A 22474-nucleotide genomic window follows, 5' to 3' on the forward strand; every position below is an offset into this window, starting at 1 on the left:
GATGGCGACGGCGCAGGAGACAGAACGGGCACCCCTCGCATGCGAGGGCCTGGACGCCGGCTACACCAAGGGGCAGCCGGTGGTGCGCGGGTTCGACCTGCGGCTGCGGCCCGGCGAGGTCACGGCCCTCCTCGGCCCCAACGGCGCGGGAAAGACGACCCTGTTGCTGACGCTGGCCGGGCTGCTGCCGAGCCTGGGCGGGGCGGTCGCCCTCGGCGGGGAGCCCGTCAAGGGAGGCAGGGCGCGGGCCATGGCCCGGAAGGGACTGGTCCTCGTACCCGACGACCGGTCCCTGTTCACCCAGCTGACCGTGCGCGACAACCTGACGCTCGCACGGCGGCGCGGCGGCAGCACAGTGGACCAGGTCCTCGACTACTTCCCGGCGTTGGGCAAGCGTCTCAAGGTCGCGGCCGGACTGCTCTCCGGCGGGGAACAGCAGATGCTTGCCCTCGGCCGGGCCCTGATCCAGGACCCGCGCGTCCTGCTCGTCGACGAACTCAGCATGGGGCTCGCCCCGGTGATCGTCGAGGAGCTGTTGCCGGTCGTGCGGCGCATCGCGGACGACACCGGCGCCGCGGTGGTCCTTGTGGAGCAGCACGTACAGCTGGCGCTCGAGGTGGCGGACCAGGCGGTCGTCCTGGTGCACGGTGACACGGTGCTCAGCGGGCCCGCCGCGCAGCTCGTGGCGGACCCGGGATTCCTTGAGCGTGCCTACCTGGGTGAGCCGGACGCGAGGTGACGGCTCGTTCGCAAGTGCGTCGACGGCGGGCGGATCAGTACAGCCCGCCGTCGACGCGGATCAGCGCCCCCGTGGTGTAGCTGGAGGCGTCGCTCGCGAGGTACAGGGCCGTACTGACGATCTCCTCGGGGTTGCCGGGACGGCCCAGCGCGCTGCGTGTGCTCGTACGGGACTCCTCCGCCCACGACTTCGACACGTCCGTGAGAAACGGCCCGGCCGAGATCGTGTTGACCCGCACCCTCGGCCCGTATTCTCGGGCGAAGACGGTGGTGAGGGTGTTCAGCGCGGCCTTGGCACCCGCGTACGGGCCGAACCGGGGCTGCGGCAGCAGTGCCCCGGACGAGGAGACGTTGATGACGGAGCCGCCCTCGCCCTCGGCCATCCGCTGCCCGACGAGCGACGTGAGTCGGAAGGGGCCCTTGAAGTTGACCCCGATCACCTTGTCGAACAGCTCCTCGCTCGTCTCGGCCGAGGACGGGGCCAGCGGGGACATTCCGGCGTTGTTGACCAGGATGTCGACGCGGCCGAACGCGTCGTACGCGGTGTCGGCGAGCCGGTCCAGATCGTCCCAGTGGCCGACGTGGGCTGCCACTGGCAGCGCCCGCCGGCCCAGGTCGCGCACCTCCTTGGCGGCCGCCTCGCAGGCGTCCAGCTTGCGGCTGGTGATGACGACGTCGGCGCCCGCGGCGGCGAAGGCCCGTACCATCTCCAGTCCGAGGCCCCGGCTGCCGCCGGTGACGAGGGCGACCTTGCCGCTCAGGTCGAACAACTCGGTCGGTGCCCTGCGCTGTTCGGCCGGTGTCATGCGTTCACCTGCCCATTGAGGCTGTCGTCGCCGATGATGTGCGCGTACCGCTTTCGGGCGGCTTCCAGTTTCGGCGGAATGTGCTCACTGGGGAACAGTCCCTCAGCCGGCCGGTACTGCTTCAGCATCTGCTTGGCGACCGTGGTGCGGTGTACCTCGGTCGGGCCGTCGGCGAGCGCCAGGTTCGGCGCGGCCATCCACCACTTCGCGAGCGGGAGTTCGTTGGTCGTACCCAGCGATCCGTGCAGATGCAGCGCACGCTGGATGACGTCGTGCAGTACCTTGGCCATGGCGACCTTGCACATGGCGATCCGGGTGCGAGCGGCGCCGTGGGGCTGGGTGTCGATGATCCAGGCCGTGTTGAGCACGAGCAGCCGGAACTGCTCCAGCTCGATCCAGGACTCCGCGATGAACTGCTGAACGGCCTGCTTGTCGGCAAGCAGGGTGCCCTGCGTACGACGCGAGAGCGCGCGCTCACACATCATGTCGAAGGCGCGGGTGCACTTGCCGACCGTCCGCATGGCGTGGTGCACCCGGCCGCCGCCGAGCCGGGCCTGCGCGACCTTGAAGCCCTCGCCGGGGCCCCCGAGCATGGCGTCCAGCGGGACGCGGACCCGGTGGTAGCGGAGGTAGCCGTGGATCCCCTCGTCGAGGCCGTCCCGCTCGTCCATCGTGCCGACGTTGCGCTTGATCTCGATGCCGGTGGTCTCGGCGGGCACGATGAACATCGACATGCGCTGGTGCGGGGCCGCCTCGGGGTCGGTGACGGCCATGACGATGAGGAAGGCCGCGTAGCGTGCGTTCGAGGAGAACCACTTCTCCCCGTCGATGACCCACTCCTCACCCTCGCGCCAGGCCCGGCATACGAACTCCTTCGGGTCCGCGCCCGCCTGAGGCTCCGTCATGGAGAACGTGGAGACGATGTCGCCGTCCAGCAGCGGCTGCAGGTAGCGCTCCTTCTGCTCCGCGGTGCCGAACATCGCGAGGATCTCCGCGTTCCCTGTGTCGGGGGCGGCGGTGCCGAACACCGTGGGCGCCCAGTAGGAACGGCCCAGGATCTCGTTGAGGTAGGCGAGCTTCACCTGGCCGTAGCCGGGGCCGCCGAGTTCAGGGCCGAGATGGCAGGCCCACAGGCCCTGTTCGCGGACCTTCGCCTGCAGGGGCTTGAGTATGGCCCGCGCCTTCTCGTTGGCCGTGTCGTATGGGTCGCCGCCGTGCGGGAACAGCAGGTCCAGTGGCTCGACCTCCGCACGCACGAAGGCTGCGGCCCAGTCCAGCTTGGCCTGGAAGTCGGGTTCGATCGAGAAATCCAGCATCGGCCCTCCGGGCGGGATGTCGCGAGAGTGCAGAAGATCAGTATCAGAAATTTATCCTGGCACCGGGATTGAGTCCACAGTTGGGCACCATGGAGTCTTTTAAGGATACTGTTTCCGGAGGTGTCGTCGAGTACACCCGAGCCGAACAGGAGGAGGCAGCATGCCAGACGAGGTTCTTGTCGAGCGCCGCGGTGCCGTCCAGGTCATCACGATCAACCGTCCGCAGGTGAAGAACGCGATCGACGGCGCGGTGGCGAAGGGTGTCGCCGCCGCGGTCGACGAATTGGACGCGTCGGACGAGTTGCGGGTCGGGGTCCTCACCGGGGCGGGAGGGGCCTTCAGTGCTGGTATGGACATGAAGGCATGGCTGCGCGGTGAGCGTCCGCGGATCGAGGGGCGCGGGCTGTGCGGCATCGCGCAGACGCCGCCGCGCAAACCACTGGTCGCGGCGGTGGAGGGTTGGGCGCTGGCCGGCGGTTTCGAGCTGCTGCTCGCCTGCGACCTCGTCGTCGCGGCCCGCACGGCGCGCTTCGGGGTGCCGGAGGTGAAGCGGTCGCTGGTGGCGGCCGGGGGTGCAGCGCTGCTGCTGCCGCGCCGTCTGCCCTACGCCGTCGCGCTCGAACTCCTGCTGACCGGTGAGCCGTTCGGAGCCGAGCGGGCGGCCGACGTGGGCTTGGTCAACCGGCTCACCGACGAGGGCGAGGCCCTCGATGGCGCGCTCCGGCTCGCCGAGGCGATCGCTGCGAACGGGCCCCTCGCCGTGGCGGCGACCAAGCGGATCGCGCGCGCCACCGCGGACTGGACATGGGAGGAGGGGTGGCGGGAACAGGAGGCGATCACCGACCCGGTGTTCGCCTCCGACGACGCGAAGGAGGGCGCCACCGCTTTCGCCGAGAAGCGGGCACCGGTCTGGGAGGGGCGCTGAGGGGCGGCAGTCGGGCCGCGGGGATGTCCAGCCCGTGCCGCGTTCCTCGCCGCGCGGGCATTGCCGCCGTCTCAGGATCGGTGCCATGGTGAGGGAAGCCCCAATAGAGGGCTCTCAATTTCCTGAGCAGAGCATGTCGGTAGAGAGGCCGCCTGCCCGCGTGCAGGTCACCCCGGAGAGGATCCGAGATGAGTACCACGCTCGAACCGGAGGGCGCCCACAAGGGTGTTCCTACCTATGACTTCGACAACCGAGAAGGCGGCCCGGTCCTCAGCCACCAGGAGCGGTGGGACGCGTTCGCGGAGGCGCGCTCCGGATTCAGGAGCAGCATTGCACAGGGCTACTGGGTCGTGACGGACGGGGAGGAGGTTCAGCAGGCGCTCCAGGACTGGGAGACGTTCTCCAGCACGTCCGTCACAGCGCTGAACCCGGACCCCACGTTCCTTTGGATCCCCGAGATGCTGGACCCGCCGCAGCACACCGACTGGCGACGCCTGTTGGGCAGTGAGTTCTCTCCCAAGGCCATCGCCGCCCGCGAGCCGGAGATCCGGCAGGCCGCGGTGGAACTGATCGACGAACTGCGCGGCCGGGACGGCGCCGAGGTCCTCGACGGATTCGCGCGCCGCTTCCCGACGCTGATCTTCATGCGGCTGATGGGGCTGCCCGAGCAGGATCTGGACCAGTTCCTCGACTGGGTGCACGCCCTGCTGCACCTCTCCTTCGAGGAGGACCCGGACCACAGCCGCCAACTGGCGGCGATGCAGGCCGTATCGGCGTACTTCGACGAGCAGATCGCCCTGCGGCGCGCGCACCCGCGCGACGACCTGCTGTCCCGGGCCATGACCTGGGAGATCGACGGTGAGCCGATCAGCGACCGGGACATGCACGCCTTCTGCGTCCTGATGTTCCAGGCGGGCTTCGACACGGTCCCCATCGCGATCGGCTGGGGGCTCTACCACTTCGCCTCCCACCCCGAGCTGCGCGCCGCGATCGTGGCCGACCCCACGCTCATCGGCATGAGCGTGGAGGAGATCCTGCGCGTCTACTCGTTCGTCGTCCCGGCCCGCAAGGCCACCAAGGACGTCGAGGTCGGTGGCTGCCCAGTCAAGAAGGGCGAGATGGTGATGCTGCCGCTCGCCGTCACCAACCGCGACCCCGAGCGGTACGAGAACCCCCTCGACGTCGACCCGCACCGCTCCGCGAGCAACCACATCGCCTTCGGTTCGGGCCCGCACCGCTGCCTGGGCTCCCATCTCGCGCGCCTGGAGCTGAACGTGGCCGTGCAGGAGTGGCACAAGCGCATCCCGAACTACCGGATCGCGGCCGGCCAGGACCTGGAGCAGACCGGGAACATGTACGGCATCAAGTCCCTGCGGTTGGAGTGGTGAGCGGGCGGATGACGAAGCGGAGCAAGGATGCCGTGCCCGCGCTGAGGGCGGCCGATCTCTATCACACCGGGCTCGTCGTGCCGGATGTGGATGCCGCGATGGCCCGGATGAGCGAGGCCGCCGGATACCGGTGGACCAGGCCCGAGTCCACCGAGATGCCGGTCCGCCTTGCGGACGGAGGCGACCAGGTGCTGACCCTGCGCTACACGTACTCCCTCGACGCCCCGCACATCGAACTCGTCCAGGAGATACCCGGCACCCCCTGGACCGCGCCCCCGCGCGCGGCGGCACACCACCTCGGCTACTTCTGCGACGACGTCCGGGCGACGTCGAAGCGGCTCGAGGACGCGGGCTTCGCGCTGGAGGTGTGCGCGGTGATCGACGGCACCGCCCCGTCGGTCTTCGCCTATCACCTGGCGCCGACGGGCGAGCGCATCGAGATCGTGGACCGGGCCGTGCTGCCGGACTGGCCGGCGCCGCTGCGGTCGAGGACTTAGGTCCCGGCCGGGGGTCGGCCACGTAGGGAGAACGCAGTAGGCCGGATGTCGGCAGCCGCACGACGACGGGCAGGGGGTTGGCGGGGGACGGTGGGCCCGTACTCGCCGCCCTGGTGAACCGGGTGGCACCTCGGCAACCGAAGGAACCCCCATGGCCACCACGATGCACGCTCCCGCGAAGTCGCCCGTGAAGACGCTCGCCCGCGACGTGCTGCTCTGGGCGGGTTTCGCCGCCGGTCTCGGCGCTAGCACGGAGACCGGCTGGATGGCACGGCGCAGGACGTGGCCACGTACGCGGGCATCGCCCTCGCGCTGGTGTCCGGCTTCCGTCTCGCGCAGAGGCCGCGGATCAAGGCGTTCCTCTCGACACGGCCGGTGCTCTGGTTCCTGTTCCTGTTCTACGGTGGCGTGACGGTGATCAGTTACCTCATTCGGGCGGCACGCAGAGGATCACGGCGGCGGCAGCCATGGGTCTGGTGTCCCTGGGCGCGGCCGGCGGCCTCCTCGCCGGCCGCCCTGAGCAGGCCCGCGCCTGCCCCCGCACCACACTCCCTTCACGAATCCCCTCAAGTGAAAGAGAGCCTCCTCATGGCCACGATGAAGTCCGTCCAGACGGTTCCCGCCCAGCCCGACACGATCGACGTGACGGAGATCGAGCGGCCGGTGCCCGGTCCGCGCGACGCGCTGATGCGGATCCGTGCCTGCGGCATCTGCGGCACCGACACCTTCTTCGTCCACATGGGGGGCACGCCCTACGGTGGCGACGGTTCCATCGTCTCCCTCCCTCTCGGTCACGAACCGGCAGGCGAGATCGTGGAGGTCGGTGCCGAGGTCACCGGCCTGAAGATGGGGGACCGGGTCGTGGTCAACCCGCAGGGCGCCCCGTCCGGGATCATTGGCTGCGGCGGGGAGTTGGGCGGCATGAGTGACTACCTGCTCATCGAGGACGCGGTCGTCGGCAAGAGCGTCGGGGTCTTCCCGGACGACGTGCCCTTCGACGTGGCCGCGCTGAACGAGCCGATGGCGGTCGCCCGGCACTGCGTCAACCGCTCCGAGGCCGGCCCCGACGACAAGGTGGTGGTCTTCGGCGCGGGGCCCATCGGCCTCGGCGCCACGATCTGGCTGAAGCTGCGTGAGGTCAAGCACGTGGTGGTCGCCGATGTGATCCCCGGTCGCCTTGAGACGGCCCTTGCCGTCGGCGCGGACGCCGTCATCAACTCGGCCTCCGAGGACGTCACCGCCCGCCTGAGCGAACTGCACGGCGAGGCCGTCAACTCACTGGGACAGCCGCGTGCCGGAACCGACATCTACATCGACGCCGCCGGGGCCCCCGCCGCCTTCAACGCCGTGATCGACGCTGCGAAGTGGAAGGCGAAGATGGTCATGGTGGCCGTGCAGAAGAAGTCGGACGCCATCGACCTGGGCGGGATGCTGCGCAGCGAACTCACCCTGATCGCCTCCCAGGGCTACCCGACCGAGATCTTCGAGGTGACGGCCGAACTCGCCGCCCACCAGGACCGGTTCGCGAAGCTGATCAGCCACCGTGTGCCCTTCGCTGAGGTGGGCCGCGCCTTCGAGCTGGCCCGCACGCCGGGCGCGGCGGAGAAGGTCGTCGTCACGTTCGACTAGACCGCCAAATTAAGTACCCTCTATTAAATATTCGGGGTACCGTGTGCCGTGAGCATGGATGGATCCGCTCACGAACGTGGAGGAGCTAGGTGACCCTCACACACACCCTGACGCACACCGAGGAGCGCGACGAGCTGCGCTCGGCCTTGCGCCGCCTGTTGGCGGAAAAGTCGCCGAGCGCGGCCGTGCGTCGCTGGATGGAGTCCGGCGAGGGGTACGACCCCGCGCTGTGGCGTCAGTTGGCCGGGCAGCTCGGCCTCACGGGGATCGCCGTCCCCGAGGAGTACGGCGGCAGCGGCGGCACCGCGGTCGAACTGGGCGTCGTACTGGAGGAGTTGGGCAAGGCCCTGCTGCCTTCCCCGTACTTCGCCACCGTCGCCCTCGCGGGCCAGGCGCTCACCGCCTCCGGCGACCGCGCGGCCCAGGCGCGATGGCTGCCCGGTATCGCCGCGGGAGAGCTGACTGCGACCGTCGCTGTCGCAGAAGAACGCGGCTCCTGGCGCGTCGAGGACGTGGCGACTACGGCCACCCGCGTCGACGAGGCGGGGTGGACGGTGTCCGGCACCAAGATGTTCGTGGTCGACGGGGCCACGGCCGGCCTGCTGCTCGTGGTCGCGGGCACCGAGGCGGGCCCCGGCCTCTTCGCCGTAGAGAACGGGGTTCCCGGAGTGACACGGACCCCGCTCGACGCCCTCGATCCCACCCGCCGCCTGGCACGGGTCGAACTCGACGGCGTGCGCGCCCTGCGGGTCGGCCCTGACGGGGACGCGACGGCCTATCTGCGCACCGTCCTCGACCTCGCGGCGGTCGGGCTGGCGTCCGAGCAGGTCGGGGGAGCCCAGGCATGTCTGGATGCCGCCGTGGAGTACGCGAAGACGCGGGTGCAGTTCGGGCGTCCCATCGGCTCGTTCCAGGCCGTCAAGCACGCCTGCGCCGACCTGCTCCTCGCCGTCGAGGCCGCCCGCTCGGCGGCCCACCACGCCGTGACCGTCGCGGCGCAGGAGCAGGCCGGGGAGCAGGCCGCGGAGTCGGCCGGTGAACCGGCCGAGCTGCCGACGTCCGCCGCGCTCGCCGCCGCCTACTGCGCGGGGACGTACACCCACGCCGCGAAGCAGAACATCCAGATCCACGGCGGCATCGGCTACACGTGGGAACACGACGCACACCTCCACCTGCGCCGAGCGAAGTCGTCGGAGCACCTGCTCGGCGCGCCCGCCGCGCATCGCGCACGCCTCGCCGACCTGGTGGGGATCTGAGGGGAACGTGATGACGACGCCAACCGTAGACGGCCCGCCCGCCGCCCAGGCGGACCTCGCTGCCGAGACCGACGGCCAATTCCGCTCCCGGCTGAGGGAGTTTCTGACCGCACACCACCCCGGCCGCCCCCCGAAGGGCCGCGCCGAGCGGCTCGCCTGGCAGAAGGCGTGGCTTGCCGCCCTCTACGACGCCGGATACGCGGGCCCCAGCTGGCCGCGCGCCCAGGGCGGCATGGAGCTGAGTTTCGCCCGGCAGGTGATCTACCAGGAGGAGTACGCGAAGGCCAGGGTCCCCGGGCCTCTCGGCACCGGACTCGGCATCGCTGCCCCCACCCTCATCACGTACGGCACCGAGGAGCAGAAGGCGCGCTTCCTGCGCCCCATGCTCCGTGGGGACACGGTGTGGGCGCAGGGCTACTCCGAACCCGAAGCGGGCTCGGACCTACCCGCCCTGCGCACGACGGCACGCCGCGAGGGCGACACCTACGTCGTCAACGGGCAAAAGGTGTGGACGAGTTCGGCCGACATCGCCGACATCCTCTTCACCCTCGTCCGCACCGGCACCCTCCAGTCGCGCCAGCGCGGCATCACCTACCTCCTCATCGACGCCCATGCGCCCGGCGTCACCGTACGCCCGCTGCGCGACCTGACCGGCGACGCACACTTCTGCGAGGTCTTCCTCGACGACGTCCGCGTACCGGTGGCCGACCGGATCGGCGAGGAGAACGGCGGCTGGCCGCTGGTGCGCACGAGCCTCGGGCACGAACGCGCCGCCGGTGCGATGAACCAGGCGGCTCGCTACCGCCGCGTCCTGGACGAGTTGATAGAGCTGGCACGCGAGCGCGGAGCGACCGCCGATCCCCAAGTTCGCGACCGGCTGGCCGACTTCGAGATGCGCGTGCGCATCATGCGCTACACGGGCATGCGGACGATCTCCGACATCATGACCAAGGGCGAGCCGGGACCCGCCTCGTCGACAGCCCGCCTCTTCATCGTCGTTTTCGAGCAGGAGCTCCACGAGTTCGCCCTCGACCTGCTCGGCTCGTACGGCATGCTCGGGCGACGTGATCCGTACGCCGTCCAACACGGGCGCTGGGTATGGGGATTCCTGCGCACCAGGGCCTCGACGATCGGTGCCGGCACGGCCGAGATCCAGCGCAACACTATTGCGGAACAGATCCTCGGACTGCCCCGCGACCCCGCCATGCCCGGCCTGGAGGCGCGGTGATGAGGGCGGCGCGCTGCACCTCGTACGGGCCGCCGAGCGGCATCGCGGTCACCGAGGTCGACGACCTCGCGCCCGGTCCCGGCGAGGTGCTGATCCAGGTGCATGCGGCGGCCGTCAACTACCCGGACGTGCTCGTCGCGGCCGACCGATACCAGATCTCTGCCCCCCTGCCCTTCACGCCCGGCAGCGAGTTCGCCGGAGTCGTCGCCGCGCTCGGGGACGGGGTGAACGGGCCGACCGTCGGGTCGCCCGTCGCGGGAGCCGTGTTCACCGGGGCCTTCGCCGAGCGGGTGGTCGCCCCCGTGGCGGCCCTGCGGCCGATCCCCGACGGCCTCGACATGGTGCACGCGGCCGCCTTCCACGTCACGTACGGGACCGCCTTTCACGCCCTGGTGACGGTGGGCGGCGCCGCCGCGGGGGAGTGGGTGGCGGTGCTCGGCGCCGCGGGCGGGGTCGGTTCGGCCACCGTCGACGTCGCGACCCGGCTCGGCCTGCACGTCGTGGCGGCCGCATCGAGTCCGGAGCGGCTCGCCGTCGCGCGCGAACTCGGCGCGGAGCAGGGCATCGACTACGTGAAAGAGGACTTCAAGGCCCGCCTCCGGGAGGTGACCGGTGGCGACGGCGTGCACCTGGTGGTCGACCCGGTCGGCGGCGACCACGCCGAGGCGGCCTTCCGGGCTCTGCGGCGCCACGGCCGGTTCGTCACGGTCGGCTACGCGGACGGCCGCATCCCCCGTATCCCGCTCAACCTCGTCCTGCTCAAGAACGCGACCGTACGCGGCTTCGAGGCCCGGATGATGCGCGAGGAGGATCCGGAGGCGGTCACGGCGGCCCAGCACGCGCTGGCCGGGATGGTCCGCGACGGTATGCGGCCCATGGTCTCCCAGGTTCATCCGCTGAAGGACGTGGCCGCCGCGCTCACGGCCGTCGCCGAGCGCAGGACCACCGGCAAGGTCGTGCTCGACCTGACTGACGAAAGGCCCCGATGACCACCACCACGGATCACCAACAGGCCAAGCCGTTCGGCGTGTTGACCGACGAGGCGATTGAGCGCTCGCGCCGCCGTCTCGGCATCCCGAAGCCGCAGCGCAACCCCCCACACAACTACGAGGTGAGCTCCGACGGCACCCGCCACTTCGCCTACGGGTACGGCGATGACAACCCGCTCTACTGTGATCCCGGGTACGCGTCGGGCACCCGCTGGGGATCGCTCATCGCCCCGCCGACGTTCCTCTACACCATGGGCGAGGACGCGGCCCCGGCGCCGGATCCGCGGACCAAGGCGCTCCTGAAGGGCGATCCGTTCGCCGGGCTCGGCTCATACCAGGCGGTCATGGAGTTCGAGTGGTGGCGGCCGCTCACCCTCGGCGACCGCTGCCGGGTGCTGCAGACTCAGGTGGGCGTGCAGGCCAAGCGCAGCAGCTTCGGTGGCCGCACCGCCCATGTCACCCAGGACTACCTCTACGCCAACGGGGCCGGCGAGATGCACGCCGTACGCCGTGGCACGTGGATCAACGCGGAACGGCACACCTCGCGTAAGCGGGCCAAGGAGAAGGTGGAGCAACAACCTTATACGGACGACCAGTTGGCGCAGATCGACGCGGCGTACGCGGCCGAGACCCGGCGCGGCGCCGAACCCCGCTACTGGGAGGACGTCGAGATCGGCGAGGAGCTGCAGCCCCGGGTGAAGGGGCCGCTCACCGTCACGGACGTGGTGGTCTGGCATCTGGGCTGGGGCATGCAGCTCACCCCGCCCGGTGCGTTCCGTATCGCCGCGGAGGTGCGGCGCAAGGCCCCCGGCCTCTACCCGCCCAACCCGCTGGGCGTCCCCGACACGGTGCAGCGCCTGCACTGGGAGCCGGAGCGCGCACGGGAGCTCGGCCTGCCGAACCCCTACGACTACGGCGGGATGCGCGAGACCTGGCTGTGCCATCTGCTCACCGACTGGATGGGCGACGACGGCTGGCTGTGGCAACTGCGCTGCGAGCACCGCAAGTTCAACTATCTCGGCGACACCACGTGGGTGCGAGGCGAGGTCGTCGACAAGCGGCAGGCCGGTGATCGCGCCGAGGTGCACGTCGCGGTGCGCTGCGAGAACCAGCGGGGCGAGCTCACCACCCCCGGCACGGCCGTAGTGCTGCTGCCGACCCGTGAGCGGGCGGTCGTGCTGCCCGAGCCGCCAGCGCCCGGACTGGACGGCATGGTGACGCACGAACTGGCCCGGTTCAGCGTGGGCGACCGGGCCGACTGATCCCCGCGCTCATCCCCTGCTCAGTGCCACCAGGGGATGAGCGCGTCCAGGTGGCGCCGCATCCGGTGCCGGGCGACACCGGAGTCCCCGGCAAGGACCGCGTCGAGGATCCGCTGGTGCACGTGGGTGACCTCGTCGGCCGCCTTGTCCCCGGGCAGCGACTGGTTCTGGCCCGCGGCGTGCCGGCGGAACAGCTCCGTGATGATGTCGATGAACAACGACAGGACGGGATTGCCCGCCAGAGCGGCGAGTTCGGAGTGGAAGAGGTCCGCCTTGCGCGGGTCGTCCGCGGGGCCCTCCGCCGGCCACCGGACGGCCGCGGCAAGCCGCTCGGCGATGTTCTCTGCGTTCTCTTCGCCCTCGGCGTGCCGCGCGGTCACCCGCGCGACCGCGCCGAGCTCCAGTGCGTCGCGGACGATCCGCAGATCGTCGGCCGTCGCGCCCTGGTGCTCCAGGAAGAGCGCCATCGTGTCGATGCTCGCCTGTGGTTCGGGTTCGGTGACGATCAGGCCGCCGCCGGGACCGCGCCGCATCCGGGCAACCTGGTGGTACTCCAGGAGTCGTACCGCCTCGCGCAGCGCGGCCCTGCTGATCTGGTAGCGGGCCAGGAGGTCGGCTTCGGAGCCGAGCACCGAACCGACCTGCCAGCCCCGCGCGGCGATGTCGTCATGGATCCACGAGGCGACCACCTCGGCCAGCTTGGCCCGCGGCCCTTCGGCCATCTCCGGCTCGATCACGGTGCCGGTGATCCGCGCGCGGCGCACCCGGTGCTTCTCGATCCAGGCGGCGACCCACTCCAGGTGCGAGGTCAGCAGCGTCTGGGCGTGCGCCCCGTCGCCGGCGATCACGGCGTCGACGATGGCCTGGTGCGCCTCGCGCGAAGTGGTTGCGGCGGACTGGACCTCGGCCTTGGCGATCCGCCGCGAGGTGTGCGCGTACCGCGCGGTCAGGCGGGTGAGCACGTCGATGAAGAGCTGGAGCACCGGGTTGCCCGACAGCCGGCCGAGCACGGGATGCAGCGGATCAAGGGCCCCCTCGCCCGGCTCGTCCGGCTGGGTGAGCTCGTCGTCGAGGGTGGCGCGGAGCGTGTCGATACCGTCCTCGGTGAGGCGCTGCGTCGCAAGCCCCGCGGCGATCGGTTCGAGGAGCTGGCGCGCGTGCAGGAGATCTGTGACGCTCGTTCCGATGTACTCCAGGTAGATCACGATGGAGCGCGTGGCCGGGCCTGCGTCGGGCACGCACACGATCAGCCCGCCCCCCGGCCCCCGCCGCATCCGGGCCACCTGGTGGTGCTCCACCAGACGCACCGCCTCGCGCAGCACGGAGCGGCTGACCCCGTAGTGCTCGCGCAGGTCCTGCTCGGAGCCGAGGGACTCGCCCTCGGGCCAGCCACGCTGCATGACGTCCGCCTCGATGCGGCGTGCGATCTGCGCGGCCAGTTTGCCGACGGGGGAACCGGTCTCACCGTCGGCGGGACCAGCCTGCCAGGGAAAGTCGGTGGCTTCGTGGTCGGCGGCGGTCGCCATGGGGTCAACTCCTCGAGTGACGTTGCGTGTCCTCAGCATACTGAGCTGGGCCGACAGCAGCGGATTCCCGGGCGTAGAGGCGTGCTCACCGGCTTGATTGGGGTCACTGAATCCGCACTGTCCCCGGTCGGTCGCCCCAGGTCACTTCGGTGCGAAGCGCTGCCCTGCGTCGAGGCGCAGACACTGGCCGTTGAGCATCGGGTTGTCGACGATGGCGAGCACCAGCTTGGCGTACTCCTCGGGACGGCCCAGACGCTTGGGGAACGCGGCGTCCTGCACAAGCGTGGACTTCACCTCGTCCGGGATCTTCCGCACGGCCCCCGTCTCGAACAGGCTCGGCGCGATCGCCATCACGCGGATGCCCAGGGAACCCAGGTCGCGGGCCATCGTCAGGCACATTCCCGCGATGGCGGCCTTCGCGGCACCGTAGGCGACCTGCCCGATCTGGCCCTCGAACGCGGCGATGGAAGCCGTGTTGACGATCACGCCGCGCTCGCCGGTGACGTCGGGGTCCTCGGGGGAGTTGCGGCTCATGTGCGCGGCGGCGAGACGACTGATGTTGAACGTGGCCACCGCGTTGAGGTCGAGGACCCGGCGGAACGTCTCCAGGTCGTGCGGGCCGTCCTTGCCGAGGGTGCGCCGGGCAACTCCGCCGCCCGCGGTGGTGACGGCGACGTGCAGCCCGCCGAGCTGGGTGACGGCGTCTGCCAGGGCCTGCTCGGTGCCCTCGAAGTCCGTCACGTCGACCGGATGGAACGAGGCTCCGCACGCGGCCGCGACCTCGGCGCCGGCCGACTCCGGGCGGTCCAGGACGGCCACCTCGGCGCCACGGGACGCCAGCAGTTCGGCGCTGGCCCGGCCCATGCCGGACGCCCCGCCGAACACCACGGCCTTCTTCCCCTTGATCTCCACAGGCGTTCTTTCCCTTCGCGCAGTCCTGGCGGTCCTGACGGTACTGGTCGTCCTGGCGGCTATGCGGGTACGGTCTCGGGCCGGATCAGCGCGCTGAGCCGGTCGCGATGGACGGCCGCGTCGCCGTACAGCACGGCGTCGGTCTTCGCCCGGCGCAGATACAGGTGCAGGTCGTGCTCCCAGGTGAAGCCGATCCCGCCGTGCAACTGCAGGGCCTCACCGGCCACTTCACCGGCCACGGCGCTCGAGTACGACGCGGCGGCACACGCGGCCCGTGCGGAGTCCGGCGATCCGGCGTCGGCCGCCATCGCCGCGTACGCTGTGGCCGCCCGTGTGCCGTGGACCTGCAGCGCCATCGAGGCGCACTTGTGCTTGACGGCCTGGAACGAGCCGAGCGGCCGCCCGAACTGCACCCGCACATTCATGTACGCGACGGTCATGTCGAGCAGGTGGTCCATCACGCCGAGGGCGTCGGCCGCGACCAGCACCGACGCGTCGTCGAGCAGTCGCTGCACCGCTGCGGGCCCGCCGTCCAGGCGCCGGTCGAGCGGGACCCGGACGCCGTCGAGCCGCACCTCGTGCGACGCCCGGGTCAGATCGAGGACGTGCTGGCGCCGCACGGTGAGACCGGGCGCGGCGCGGTCGACGAGGAACGAGGCGGGGACGCCGTCCTGCCGTGCGGTCACCAGGAGCCACCGGGCTCCATTCGCGTCCTGCACCATGGTCTTCACGCCGTCGAGCACCACGGTGCCGCTGTCGTCACTGTCGGTGCGCGCGATGGTCCCGACACCGTCGAGTGTCCAGGGCGAACGGGGTTCCGCGAAGGCCCACGACGCCCACTCCATGCCCTCGGCCAGGGCGGGCAGTACTTCCTCCCGCAGTCGTGGCGAGCCACCGTGTGTCAGGGCGCGGGCGACCAGCACGGTGGGCAGGAATGGAACGCGTCCAAGGGCGCGACCCAACTCCTCGGCCACCAGGGCGAGTTCGGTGAGCCCTTGTCCGGTGCCGCCGAACTCCTCCGGTACGGCGAGCCCCGGCCACCCGAGTCCGGCCGCGAGACGCCACAGAGCGGGGTCGGCTGCTGTGCGGTCACGCAAGAGGTCGCGGGACGCCGCACGGAGCATCGCCTGTTCCTCGCTGAGTTCGAAGTCCACGCATCACCACCCGGGTCGATGGGCCATCGCGCCGGAGTCGACGCAGCAGAAGGAAAGTATCCTCTTTTAAGTCTCGGGTCGAGTCTTGTATCCGTAACTCCCGAGGTTGAACTGGTTGATGGCCACCTTAGAGTGCCCTCATCATGGGCGCGACCCTGTACCTCAGATACGAGGAGAACCATGCGGCTTGAGTTCACTCCGGAGCTGGAGGCATTCCGCCTCAAGGTCCGGGCGTTCATCGCCGAACATGCCCCCGGGATCAAGGCGCACGCGGGTGTCCGCGCGCCCGAGCCCGAGCTCATGCCGGCGATCAGGGCCTGGACCGCCAAGCTGTACGAGGCGGGCCACCTCGGTATCGACTGGCCCGAGCGGTACGGCGGCCGGCCCGACGCGCACCCTCTGGAACCGTTCGTCGTGGCCGAGGAGATCGCCCGCGCCCGCACCTGGCCGCCCATCGGCGCCGCGGCCCTCGCCTCGGCCGCGCTGATCGAGTTCGGCACCGAATCGCAGCGGGACCACTTCCTGCCCCGTATCCGCAGCAGTGCGGACGTGTGGTGCCAGCTGTTCAGCGAGCCGGGCGCGGGAAGCGACCTTGCGGCCCTCTCCACCCGGGCCCGGCGCCAGGGCGAGGGCGACGACTCCGTGTACGTGGTCGACGGGCAGAAGGTGTGGACCACCAACGGCCAGTACGCCGACGTGGGGTACCTGCTGGCGCGCACCGACCCCGACGCCCCGCTGCACCGGGGCATCACGGCCTTCGCCCTCGACATGCGCAGCCCCGGCGTCGAGATCCGGCCGCTGCGCGAGATCACCGGCACCACCGACTTCAACGAGGTGTTCCTCGACGGCGTCCGCATACCCGCCGCCAACGTCATCGGGGAGGTGAACGCCGGGTGGCGGGTGGCCATGAGCAGCCTCGGGCGTGAGCGCTCGGGCGTGGCCGCACGCGGCACCGAACTGATCGCGACGCTGGACGACCTGACGGCCCTCGCGGCGGGCACCACGACCGGTGCGGGCAGCGCCCTCGACGACTCCGCCTCGCGGCAGACGATCGGTGAACTGGCGACCCGCGTACACGTCAACGCCGCGCTCGTCGCCCTCGCGCAGTCCCGGATGCTGCACGGCACCGAGCGGCCCGCCGACGCCGCGATCGGCAAGATCTTCTTCAGCGAACTCAACCACGACCTGGTCGAGTTCGGGCTGCGACTGCAGGGCGCGGACGGTCTGCTCACCGAGGGTGACCCGGGCGCGGCGGCGGATGGCTGGTGGGCCGACGCCTACCTCTACGCCCGCGCGTACACCATCGCCGGCGGTGCCAACGAGGTGCTGCGCACCCAGATCGCGGAGCGCGGACTCGGGCTGCCGCGCGAGCCGCGATGAGCGTATCCGCCGTCAGGGGCGGGGTTCGTGCGCCTGCAGTCCCGGGCCGATCGCCCGCAGCGCCTCGTCCAGGAAGGCGCACAGGTCCGCGTCGTCCTGGCGCAGCCACTGCTGGTACGCGGCGACGGCGGCGCCCAGGCAGACGTGCGCGACGAGCTGGGGCAGCAAGGAGTCGTGTGCCTGCCCGAGCCGCCGGGCGGCGAACTCGGCGACCACCGCCCGCCAGGAGGCGTAGCGGAGCGTGGAGTGCGCCTGCAGCGCGGGGATGTCCAGGATCAGTGACATGCGCAGGCGGTGCCACGGCAGCTGCGCCGCCTCGAACCGGTTGAACTCCACGATGGTCTCGCGCAGCGCGTCCATCATCGGCATCTCGCGCGGATAGCCGGCGAGAAGTGCCCTCATCTCCTCCAGTGCGCCGTCGAAGTCGCCCCAGGCGACATCGTTCTTCGACGGGTAGTAGCGGAAGAAGGTGCGTCGGCTGACCCCGGCGGCGCTCGCGATGTCCTCCACCGTGACCTCGTCGAATCCACGGTCGGCGAAGAGTCGCAGGGCGTGCTGCTCCAGCTGGGCGCGGGACGTCAGCGGTTTGCGACCGGTGCGGTGGGCGCGGTCGGGGGACGACCGACGCGACGAATTCAGCAAACTCTTCCTTCTCTCTTCCTTTCGGCACGGGGTGCCATTACGGTGCCAAGCGTAGAGAACGTTTGTGCCCCGCTCACTGGAAGAGGGAGTTTCTCATGACCGTGACCACGACTACGGCCGCGACCATGGACCAGCCCGCCCGGGCGGCCGAGCACCTGCCGCCCCCTCTCCCGGCCGCCTCCGCCTCCGCCACCGACGACGACATGGTCGCGGAGGACCTGCTCGTCGAAGAGGTTTCCATCGACGGCATGTGCGGCGTCTACTGAACGGTCCGGCCTCCCCCACTCCCATAGCCCAGAGGTACGTTCATGGCCAACCGGTGGTCCGAGTCCGTCGCGCACGCGCACACCGATGACCTGTCGCGCAGGCCCTGGCCGGCCGTGCCGCCGCGGCCGACGGTCCTCGTGCCCATCGGCTCATTCGAACAGCACGGGCCACATCTGCCCCTGGACACCGACACCCGGATCGCCGACGCCGTGGCGCACGGCGCGGCGCGCCGGCTCAGAGCCCGGCGGTCGGCGGATTCGGGGGACGCCGTGCTGGTGACACCTCCGATCACGTTCACCGCCAGTGGTGAGCACCAGGACTTCCCCGGCACCATCTCCATCGGTCATGAGGCGCTGCGCCTCATGCTGGTCGAGCTCGTCCGCTCGCTCTCGCTGTGGTCCGGACGCGTCGTGTTCGTCAACGGCCATGGTGGCAACGTCAGTTGCCTCCAGCGCGTGGTCGCGGAGCTGGCCGACGAAGGGCGGGACGCCGTGTGGGTGCCCTGCGAGCCGGTCGGCGGCGACGCCCACGCCGGGTACACGGAGACGTCCCTGCTGCTCCATCTGGCCCCGGCACAGGTGGACATGACGGCGGCGGCACGTGGAAACACCACACCTGTACGGGAGTTGATGCCCGCGTTGCGCGCCGAAGGAGTGCGTGGCGTGTCGCCGACGGGAGTGCTCGGCGACCCGACCGGCGCGAGCGCCGAAGCGGGCGCACTGCTCCTGGATGAACTCGTCGCCGACGTCACCCGCCGCGTGGACGTGAGACCTACGAACAACGTGACACCCGTGACAACTACGAACGACGTGACAACTACGAACGGCGCGACACGTACGAACGGCGCGACACGTACGAACACCGAGAGGGCCTCGCAGTGACGGAGCAGGACAGCAGGGTCGCGCTGGTGACGGGTGCGGCCCGGGGCATCGGTGCGGCGACGGTCCGCACCCTGTGCGCGCAGGGATACCGGGTGCTCGCGCTGGATGCCTGTACGGGCACGGGAGCCTCCCGCGGAGCCGGCGTCGACTATCCCCTCGCGGACCACGCGGATCTGGAGAAGCTGGCCGCGGACCACCCGGAACAGGTGCTGGCCCAGGTCGCCGACGTGCGGGACCGTGGCGCCATGGACGCCGCGGCGGCGCGAGCGGTCGACCACTTCGGCCGCCTCGACGCCGTCGTCGCCGCCGCGGCCGTCATCAGCGGCGGGCAGCCTCTGTGGGAGACACCGGAGTCGCATCTGCGGACCCTGTGGGACGTCGATGTGCTGGGCGTGTGGAACACCGCGGCGGCCTGCGTGCCGTATCTGCTCGACGGACCCGAGCCCGCCGGCGGCCGGTTCGTCGCCGTGGCCTCGGCGGCCGGCACCCGCGGCCTCTACCACCTCAGTGGCTACGGCGCGGCCAAGCACGCCGTCATCGGGCTGGTGCGCGGGCTCGCCGCTGATCTCGTCAACACCGGGGTCGGCGCGGTCGCCGTGTCACCCGGCTCCACCCGCACCGACATGCTGGAGGCGACGGCCGCGCTCTACGGGCTCGACGACGTCGAGACCTTCACCGAGTCCCAGCTGCGCGGACGCCTGAACGAACCCGAGGAGGTCGCTGCCCTCATCGCCTTCTGCTGCTCCCCGTCCGGCGGGGTCGCCAACGGGGCCGTGATGAGCGCCGAGGGAGGATTCCGCGGATGACCACCGCCCCGCCCGCGCCGTCCGGCCTACCGACCGGATCGGTTGTCCAACTCTGTGTACGTGTACGACAGTTGGACGACGGGCGGGTGTTGGTCGGCGGGGCGCCGCCCCGGCTCGTCCGGCTCGCGCCGCGGGCCCGCCTCCTGCTGCAGGGCCGCCGGATCCAGCTCGACGGCCCGGCCTCGGCCCGCCTCGCGGACCGGTTGGTGTCGCTCGGGATGGCCCACCCTGTGGCGGGCCAACTGCCCCCCGTGGACGTCTCCCAGGTGACCGTCGTCGTGCCGGTGCGCGACCGGGCGGCGCAGCTGGGCCGCCTGCTCGACGCCCTCGGCGGACAAGTCCCGGTGATCGTCGTCGACGACGCCTCCCGCGACCAGCAGGCCGTGGCGCGCGTCGCGGCCGGACACGGCGCGGACCTGGTGCGCCTCGATGTCAACGGTGGCCCGGCCGGCGCCCGCAACGAAGGACTGCTCCACGTCCGCACGCCGTACGTCGCCTTCGTCGACTCGGACGTCGTCGTCGCCCCTGCGGCCCTGGCGACGCTCTTGCGCCACTTCCACGACCCGCGCCTGGCCGCCGTGGCACCCCGCGTCCTGGGCCTCACCGAGGCCGGCACCGACACAAGCACCAGTACCGGGCCGTCCACCGCCGGCTGGATCTCCCGCTACGAGGCGGCACGCTCCTCCCTGGACCTGGGGCCCTGGCCGGCGCTCGTGCGGCAGGGCTCCCGCGTCTCCTGGGTGCCCAGCGCCTGCCTGGTGGCACGGGTGGCGGCGATCTGTCCCGGGTTCGACGCGGCGATGCGGGTCGGCGAGGACGTCGACCTGGTCTGGCGCCTCGCCCGGGCGGGCCACCGGGTCCGTTACGAACCGACGGTCTCGGTCCGCCACGACCACCGCACGCACCTGCGTGACTGGCTCGGCCGCAAGGCGTACTACGGCACCGGCGCCCACGCGCTGGAGATTCGGCATGGCTCGGCGATCGCCCCTGCCGCCCTGACACCGTGGGCTGCGGCGGTGGCCCTCAGCGTTCTCGCCCAACGCCGCTGGAGCGTGCCGGTCACCGCCATAGTGCTGGCCGCAGTGACTCGTGGATACGCCCGCAAGGCCACCGCGAGCGCCGAGCACCCGTACCGAACAGCCCTGTCCCTGACGGGACTTGGTGTGGCCGGCACGGCGGAACAGACGGCGGCCCTGCTGCTGCGCCACTGGTGGCCCCTGACCGCGGCGGGCTGCCTGGTCTCCCGACGGGCCCGCCGGGCCACCGCCGCCGCGGCCCTCATCGACGGCGTCATCGAGTACCGCCGTCTCGCCCCCGACCTGGATCCGGTCCGCTTCACGTTGGCGCGCCGCCTGGACGACCTCGCGTACGGGGCCGGGGTGTGGGCGGGAGCCGTCGCGGGGCGGTCGCTGCGTTGCCTGTTGCCGCGCATCCACCAGCGGGGCGGACAGAAGACGGGCCGGTGAGAGACGAAGCACCGGCCCGGACCGTTCGACGCTGGCTGAGCGGCATCGGGGGCCTGTCGCTGCCGCCGGCCCCGGACAGTGACGAGCCCGGATGCTGCCCGTACCTGGAGTGGGCGGCCAGCGGGGCCATGGACCTGACCGGTGACGCGGACGGGCCACCCCTCATGACGCCCGGTTCGATGCTCCCCCTGGTCCACGCGGTCGTCGGAGTCCTGGCCCGGCTGACCTCGCCGCAGGCCCGTATCGACCCCGCGCTCCTGCTGGGCGCGCGTGCGGGCGCCCTCGGTCTCACCCGGCGGGGCGACGTTTCCGCGGGCGGGGCCACGCGTCTGCTGCCCGCCGCGGACGGCTGGTGCGCGCTGACCCTCAGCCGCCCCGACGACCTCGACCTCGTCCCGGCGATCCTGGAGCGCGACGACATCCGTGACTCCTGGAGCGCCCTCGCCGACGCGGCACGGGAGGTACCGGCGGAGGATTTCGTGGCCCGCGTCCGCCTGTTCGGGGTTCCCGCGGCCGTCCTCCCCGCTCGACCCCGGGAGCCATCCGCGCCCTGGCGCGTCTCGCCGCTCGCCCCGCCGGCCGCGGCACGCCCGCTCGACGGCGCCCTCGTCGTGGACCTCTCCTCGATGTGGGCCGGCCCCCTGTGCGCCCGGCTGCTCGGCCTGGCCGGTGCCCGGGTCGTCAAGGTCGAGAGCACCCGGCGGCCCGATGGGGCACGCACCGGGGACCGCAGCTTCTACGACTGGCTGCACGCGGGCCACGAGAGCGTCGCCGTCGACTTCACCACCCCGCACGGCCGCGCGGCGCTCGCTGCTCTGGTGCGCGCGGCCGACGTGGTGATCGAGGCGTCCCGGCCGCGCGCCCTCGCCCAGCTGGGACTGGCCCCCGAACAACTCGACCACCGCCCCGGCACGGTGTGGATCGGCATCACCGGGTACGGCCGCAGGCTGCCGGACCGGGTCGCCTTCGGCGATGACGCCGCGGTCGCCGGGGGACTGGTGGGCCGGTCGCGGGGCCGGCCGGTGTTCTGCGCCGACGCGATCGCGGACCCGCTGACGGGCCTTGTCGCCGCGCTGGGTGCGGCCACCTCGCTGCGCGCGGGCGGCGGGCAGTTGATCGACGTCTCCATGCGCGACGTGGCGGCCGCGTTCGCGGCGGCGCCCCAGGCATCCCCGGTGCCGCACGGCCCCCACACCGTGCGCAAGGGTCCGGCCGGAACCGTGGTCGCGTGCGCCGCGTCGGGACGGACCCAGCCGGTGTCGCGGGCCCGTGCGCCCGACGGGCGGGTGGGGGCGGCGGATCTGGGCGCGGACACCGACCGGGTCCTGGCGCGGCTGCGGCCGGACCTGGAATGACCGGACCGGACCGGAGCGGTCGGGGTGAACAGGTGTGCCGGTGGATCTGGG

21 protein-coding genes are annotated in these 22474 nt (G+C 71.5%); 15 read left to right on the plus strand and 6 right to left on the minus strand.

Going from position 1 to position 22474, the window contains the following annotated elements; translation table 11 throughout:
* Position 1: 1 nt before the first annotated feature.
* Entirely contained in the window at positions 2–739 is a 738-nt protein-coding gene (locus AC07EJ_RS35080) for an ABC transporter ATP-binding protein (RefSeq protein WP_468990746.1), read from the plus strand.
* Between the two features lie 34 nt (positions 740–773).
* Here AC07EJ_RS35080 and AC07EJ_RS35085 read toward each other — a convergent pair whose 3' ends face one another.
* Both AC07EJ_RS35085 and AC07EJ_RS35090 read right to left on the minus strand, forming a co-directional pair.
* Positions 774–1544, minus strand: a complete 771-nt coding sequence (locus tag AC07EJ_RS35085; RefSeq protein WP_468990612.1) for an SDR family NAD(P)-dependent oxidoreductase — start codon at positions 1542–1544, stop codon at positions 774–776.
* The gene (locus tag AC07EJ_RS35090) at positions 1541–2860 is read right to left on the minus strand and encodes an acyl-CoA dehydrogenase family protein (RefSeq protein WP_468990605.1); all 1320 of its coding nucleotides are present in this window, start codon (positions 2858–2860) and stop codon (positions 1541–1543) included. Before AC07EJ_RS35090 ends, AC07EJ_RS35085 begins: the two co-directional genes overlap by 4 nt.
* A 160-nt stretch (positions 2861–3020) precedes the next feature.
* Here AC07EJ_RS35090 and AC07EJ_RS35095 point away from each other — a divergent pair, with 160 nt between their 5' ends.
* The 8 genes from AC07EJ_RS35095 to AC07EJ_RS35130 all read left to right on the plus strand — a co-directional run bounded on the left by AC07EJ_RS35095 (position 3021) and on the right by AC07EJ_RS35130 (position 12034).
* Positions 3021–3785 (plus strand): crotonase/enoyl-CoA hydratase family protein, encoded by a 765-nt coding sequence (locus AC07EJ_RS35095; protein ID WP_468990601.1) that lies wholly within the window; start codon positions 3021–3023, stop codon positions 3783–3785.
* Between the two features lie 188 nt (positions 3786–3973).
* Complete coding sequence (locus tag AC07EJ_RS35100) at positions 3974–5173, plus strand: cytochrome P450 (protein ID WP_468990598.1); 1200 nt, start codon at positions 3974–3976, stop codon at positions 5171–5173.
* Positions 5174–5181: 8 nt separating this feature from the next.
* Positions 5182–5670, plus strand: a complete 489-nt coding sequence (locus AC07EJ_RS35105) for a VOC family protein (RefSeq protein WP_468990595.1) — start codon at positions 5182–5184, stop codon at positions 5668–5670.
* Positions 5671–6258: 588 nt separating this feature from the next.
* Positions 6259–7299: a zinc-dependent alcohol dehydrogenase gene (locus tag AC07EJ_RS35110; RefSeq protein ID WP_478885772.1), complete on the plus strand. Its 1041-nt coding sequence runs from the start codon at positions 6259–6261 to the stop codon at positions 7297–7299.
* 89 nt (positions 7300–7388) lie between these two features.
* Entirely contained in the window at positions 7389–8555 is a 1167-nt protein-coding gene (locus tag AC07EJ_RS35115) for an acyl-CoA dehydrogenase family protein (protein ID WP_468990586.1), read from the plus strand.
* 10 nt (positions 8556–8565) lie between these two features.
* Positions 8566–9783 (plus strand): acyl-CoA dehydrogenase family protein, encoded by a 1218-nt coding sequence (locus AC07EJ_RS35120; RefSeq protein WP_478885773.1) that lies wholly within the window; start codon positions 8566–8568, stop codon positions 9781–9783.
* Positions 9783–10772, plus strand: a complete 990-nt coding sequence (locus AC07EJ_RS35125; protein ID WP_478885774.1) for an NADPH:quinone oxidoreductase family protein — start codon at positions 9783–9785, stop codon at positions 10770–10772. The genes AC07EJ_RS35120 and AC07EJ_RS35125 overlap by 1 nt, the downstream gene beginning before the upstream one ends.
* Entirely contained in the window at positions 10769–12034 is a 1266-nt protein-coding gene (locus tag AC07EJ_RS35130) for an FAS1-like dehydratase domain-containing protein (protein WP_478631331.1), read from the plus strand. The genes AC07EJ_RS35125 and AC07EJ_RS35130 overlap by 4 nt, the downstream gene beginning before the upstream one ends.
* Positions 12035–12054: 20 nt before the next feature.
* Here the strand turns inward: AC07EJ_RS35130 and AC07EJ_RS35135 are convergent, their stop codons facing one another.
* The 3 genes from AC07EJ_RS35135 to AC07EJ_RS35145 all read right to left on the minus strand — a co-directional run bounded on the left by AC07EJ_RS35135 (position 12055) and on the right by AC07EJ_RS35145 (position 15626).
* On the minus strand, positions 12055–13560 hold the full coding sequence (locus AC07EJ_RS35135; RefSeq protein ID WP_478631334.1) for a FadR/GntR family transcriptional regulator: 1506 nt from the start codon (positions 13558–13560) through the stop codon (positions 12055–12057).
* A gap of 141 nt (positions 13561–13701) precedes the next feature.
* Entirely contained in the window at positions 13702–14472 is a 771-nt protein-coding gene (locus AC07EJ_RS35140; RefSeq protein WP_468990569.1) for an SDR family NAD(P)-dependent oxidoreductase, read from the minus strand.
* A gap of 59 nt (positions 14473–14531) precedes the next feature.
* The gene (locus AC07EJ_RS35145) at positions 14532–15626 is read right to left on the minus strand and encodes an acyl-CoA dehydrogenase family protein (protein WP_478885775.1); all 1095 of its coding nucleotides are present in this window, start codon (positions 15624–15626) and stop codon (positions 14532–14534) included.
* Positions 15627–15806: 180 nt separating this feature from the next.
* On the opposite strand from AC07EJ_RS35145, the gene AC07EJ_RS35150 reads away from it, so the two are divergent.
* The gene (locus tag AC07EJ_RS35150; protein ID WP_478885776.1) at positions 15807–17006 is read left to right on the plus strand and encodes an acyl-CoA dehydrogenase family protein; all 1200 of its coding nucleotides are present in this window, start codon (positions 15807–15809) and stop codon (positions 17004–17006) included.
* A gap of 12 nt (positions 17007–17018) precedes the next feature.
* Here AC07EJ_RS35150 and mftR read toward each other — a convergent pair whose 3' ends face one another.
* Positions 17019–17648 carry a mycofactocin system transcriptional regulator gene (mftR, locus tag AC07EJ_RS35155; protein WP_468990559.1) on the minus strand — a complete coding sequence of 210 codons (630 nt, stop codon included), beginning with the start codon at positions 17646–17648 and terminating at the stop codon, positions 17019–17021.
* A 95-nt stretch (positions 17649–17743) separates the two neighbouring features.
* Between mftR and mftA the strand changes: the two genes are divergently transcribed.
* Genes mftA through AC07EJ_RS35180 form a run of 5 tightly spaced genes read left to right on the plus strand, consistent with a single transcriptional unit; the run spans position 17744 to position 22423 of the window.
* Positions 17744–17914: a mycofactocin precursor MftA gene (mftA, locus tag AC07EJ_RS35160; protein WP_478885777.1), complete on the plus strand. Its 171-nt coding sequence runs from the start codon at positions 17744–17746 to the stop codon at positions 17912–17914.
* A 42-nt stretch (positions 17915–17956) separates the two neighbouring features.
* Entirely contained in the window at positions 17957–18796 is an 840-nt protein-coding gene (gene mftE, locus AC07EJ_RS35165) for a mycofactocin biosynthesis peptidyl-dipeptidase MftE (RefSeq protein WP_478885778.1), read from the plus strand.
* The gene (locus AC07EJ_RS35170; RefSeq protein WP_468990546.1) at positions 18793–19602 is read left to right on the plus strand and encodes a mycofactocin-coupled SDR family oxidoreductase; all 810 of its coding nucleotides are present in this window, start codon (positions 18793–18795) and stop codon (positions 19600–19602) included. The genes mftE and AC07EJ_RS35170 overlap by 4 nt, the downstream gene beginning before the upstream one ends.
* A complete protein-coding gene (gene mftF / locus AC07EJ_RS35175; protein ID WP_478631349.1) occupies positions 19599–21068 on the plus strand; it encodes a mycofactocin biosynthesis glycosyltransferase MftF in 1470 nt (489 codons plus the stop codon). The genes AC07EJ_RS35170 and mftF overlap by 4 nt, the downstream gene beginning before the upstream one ends.
* Entirely contained in the window at positions 21065–22423 is a 1359-nt protein-coding gene (locus AC07EJ_RS35180) for a CoA transferase (protein ID WP_478885779.1), read from the plus strand. Before mftF ends, AC07EJ_RS35180 begins: the two co-directional genes overlap by 4 nt.
* The last annotated feature ends 51 nt before the right edge of the window (positions 22424–22474 follow it).

Source organism: Streptomyces sp. NPDC045026 (assembly GCF_056432625.1).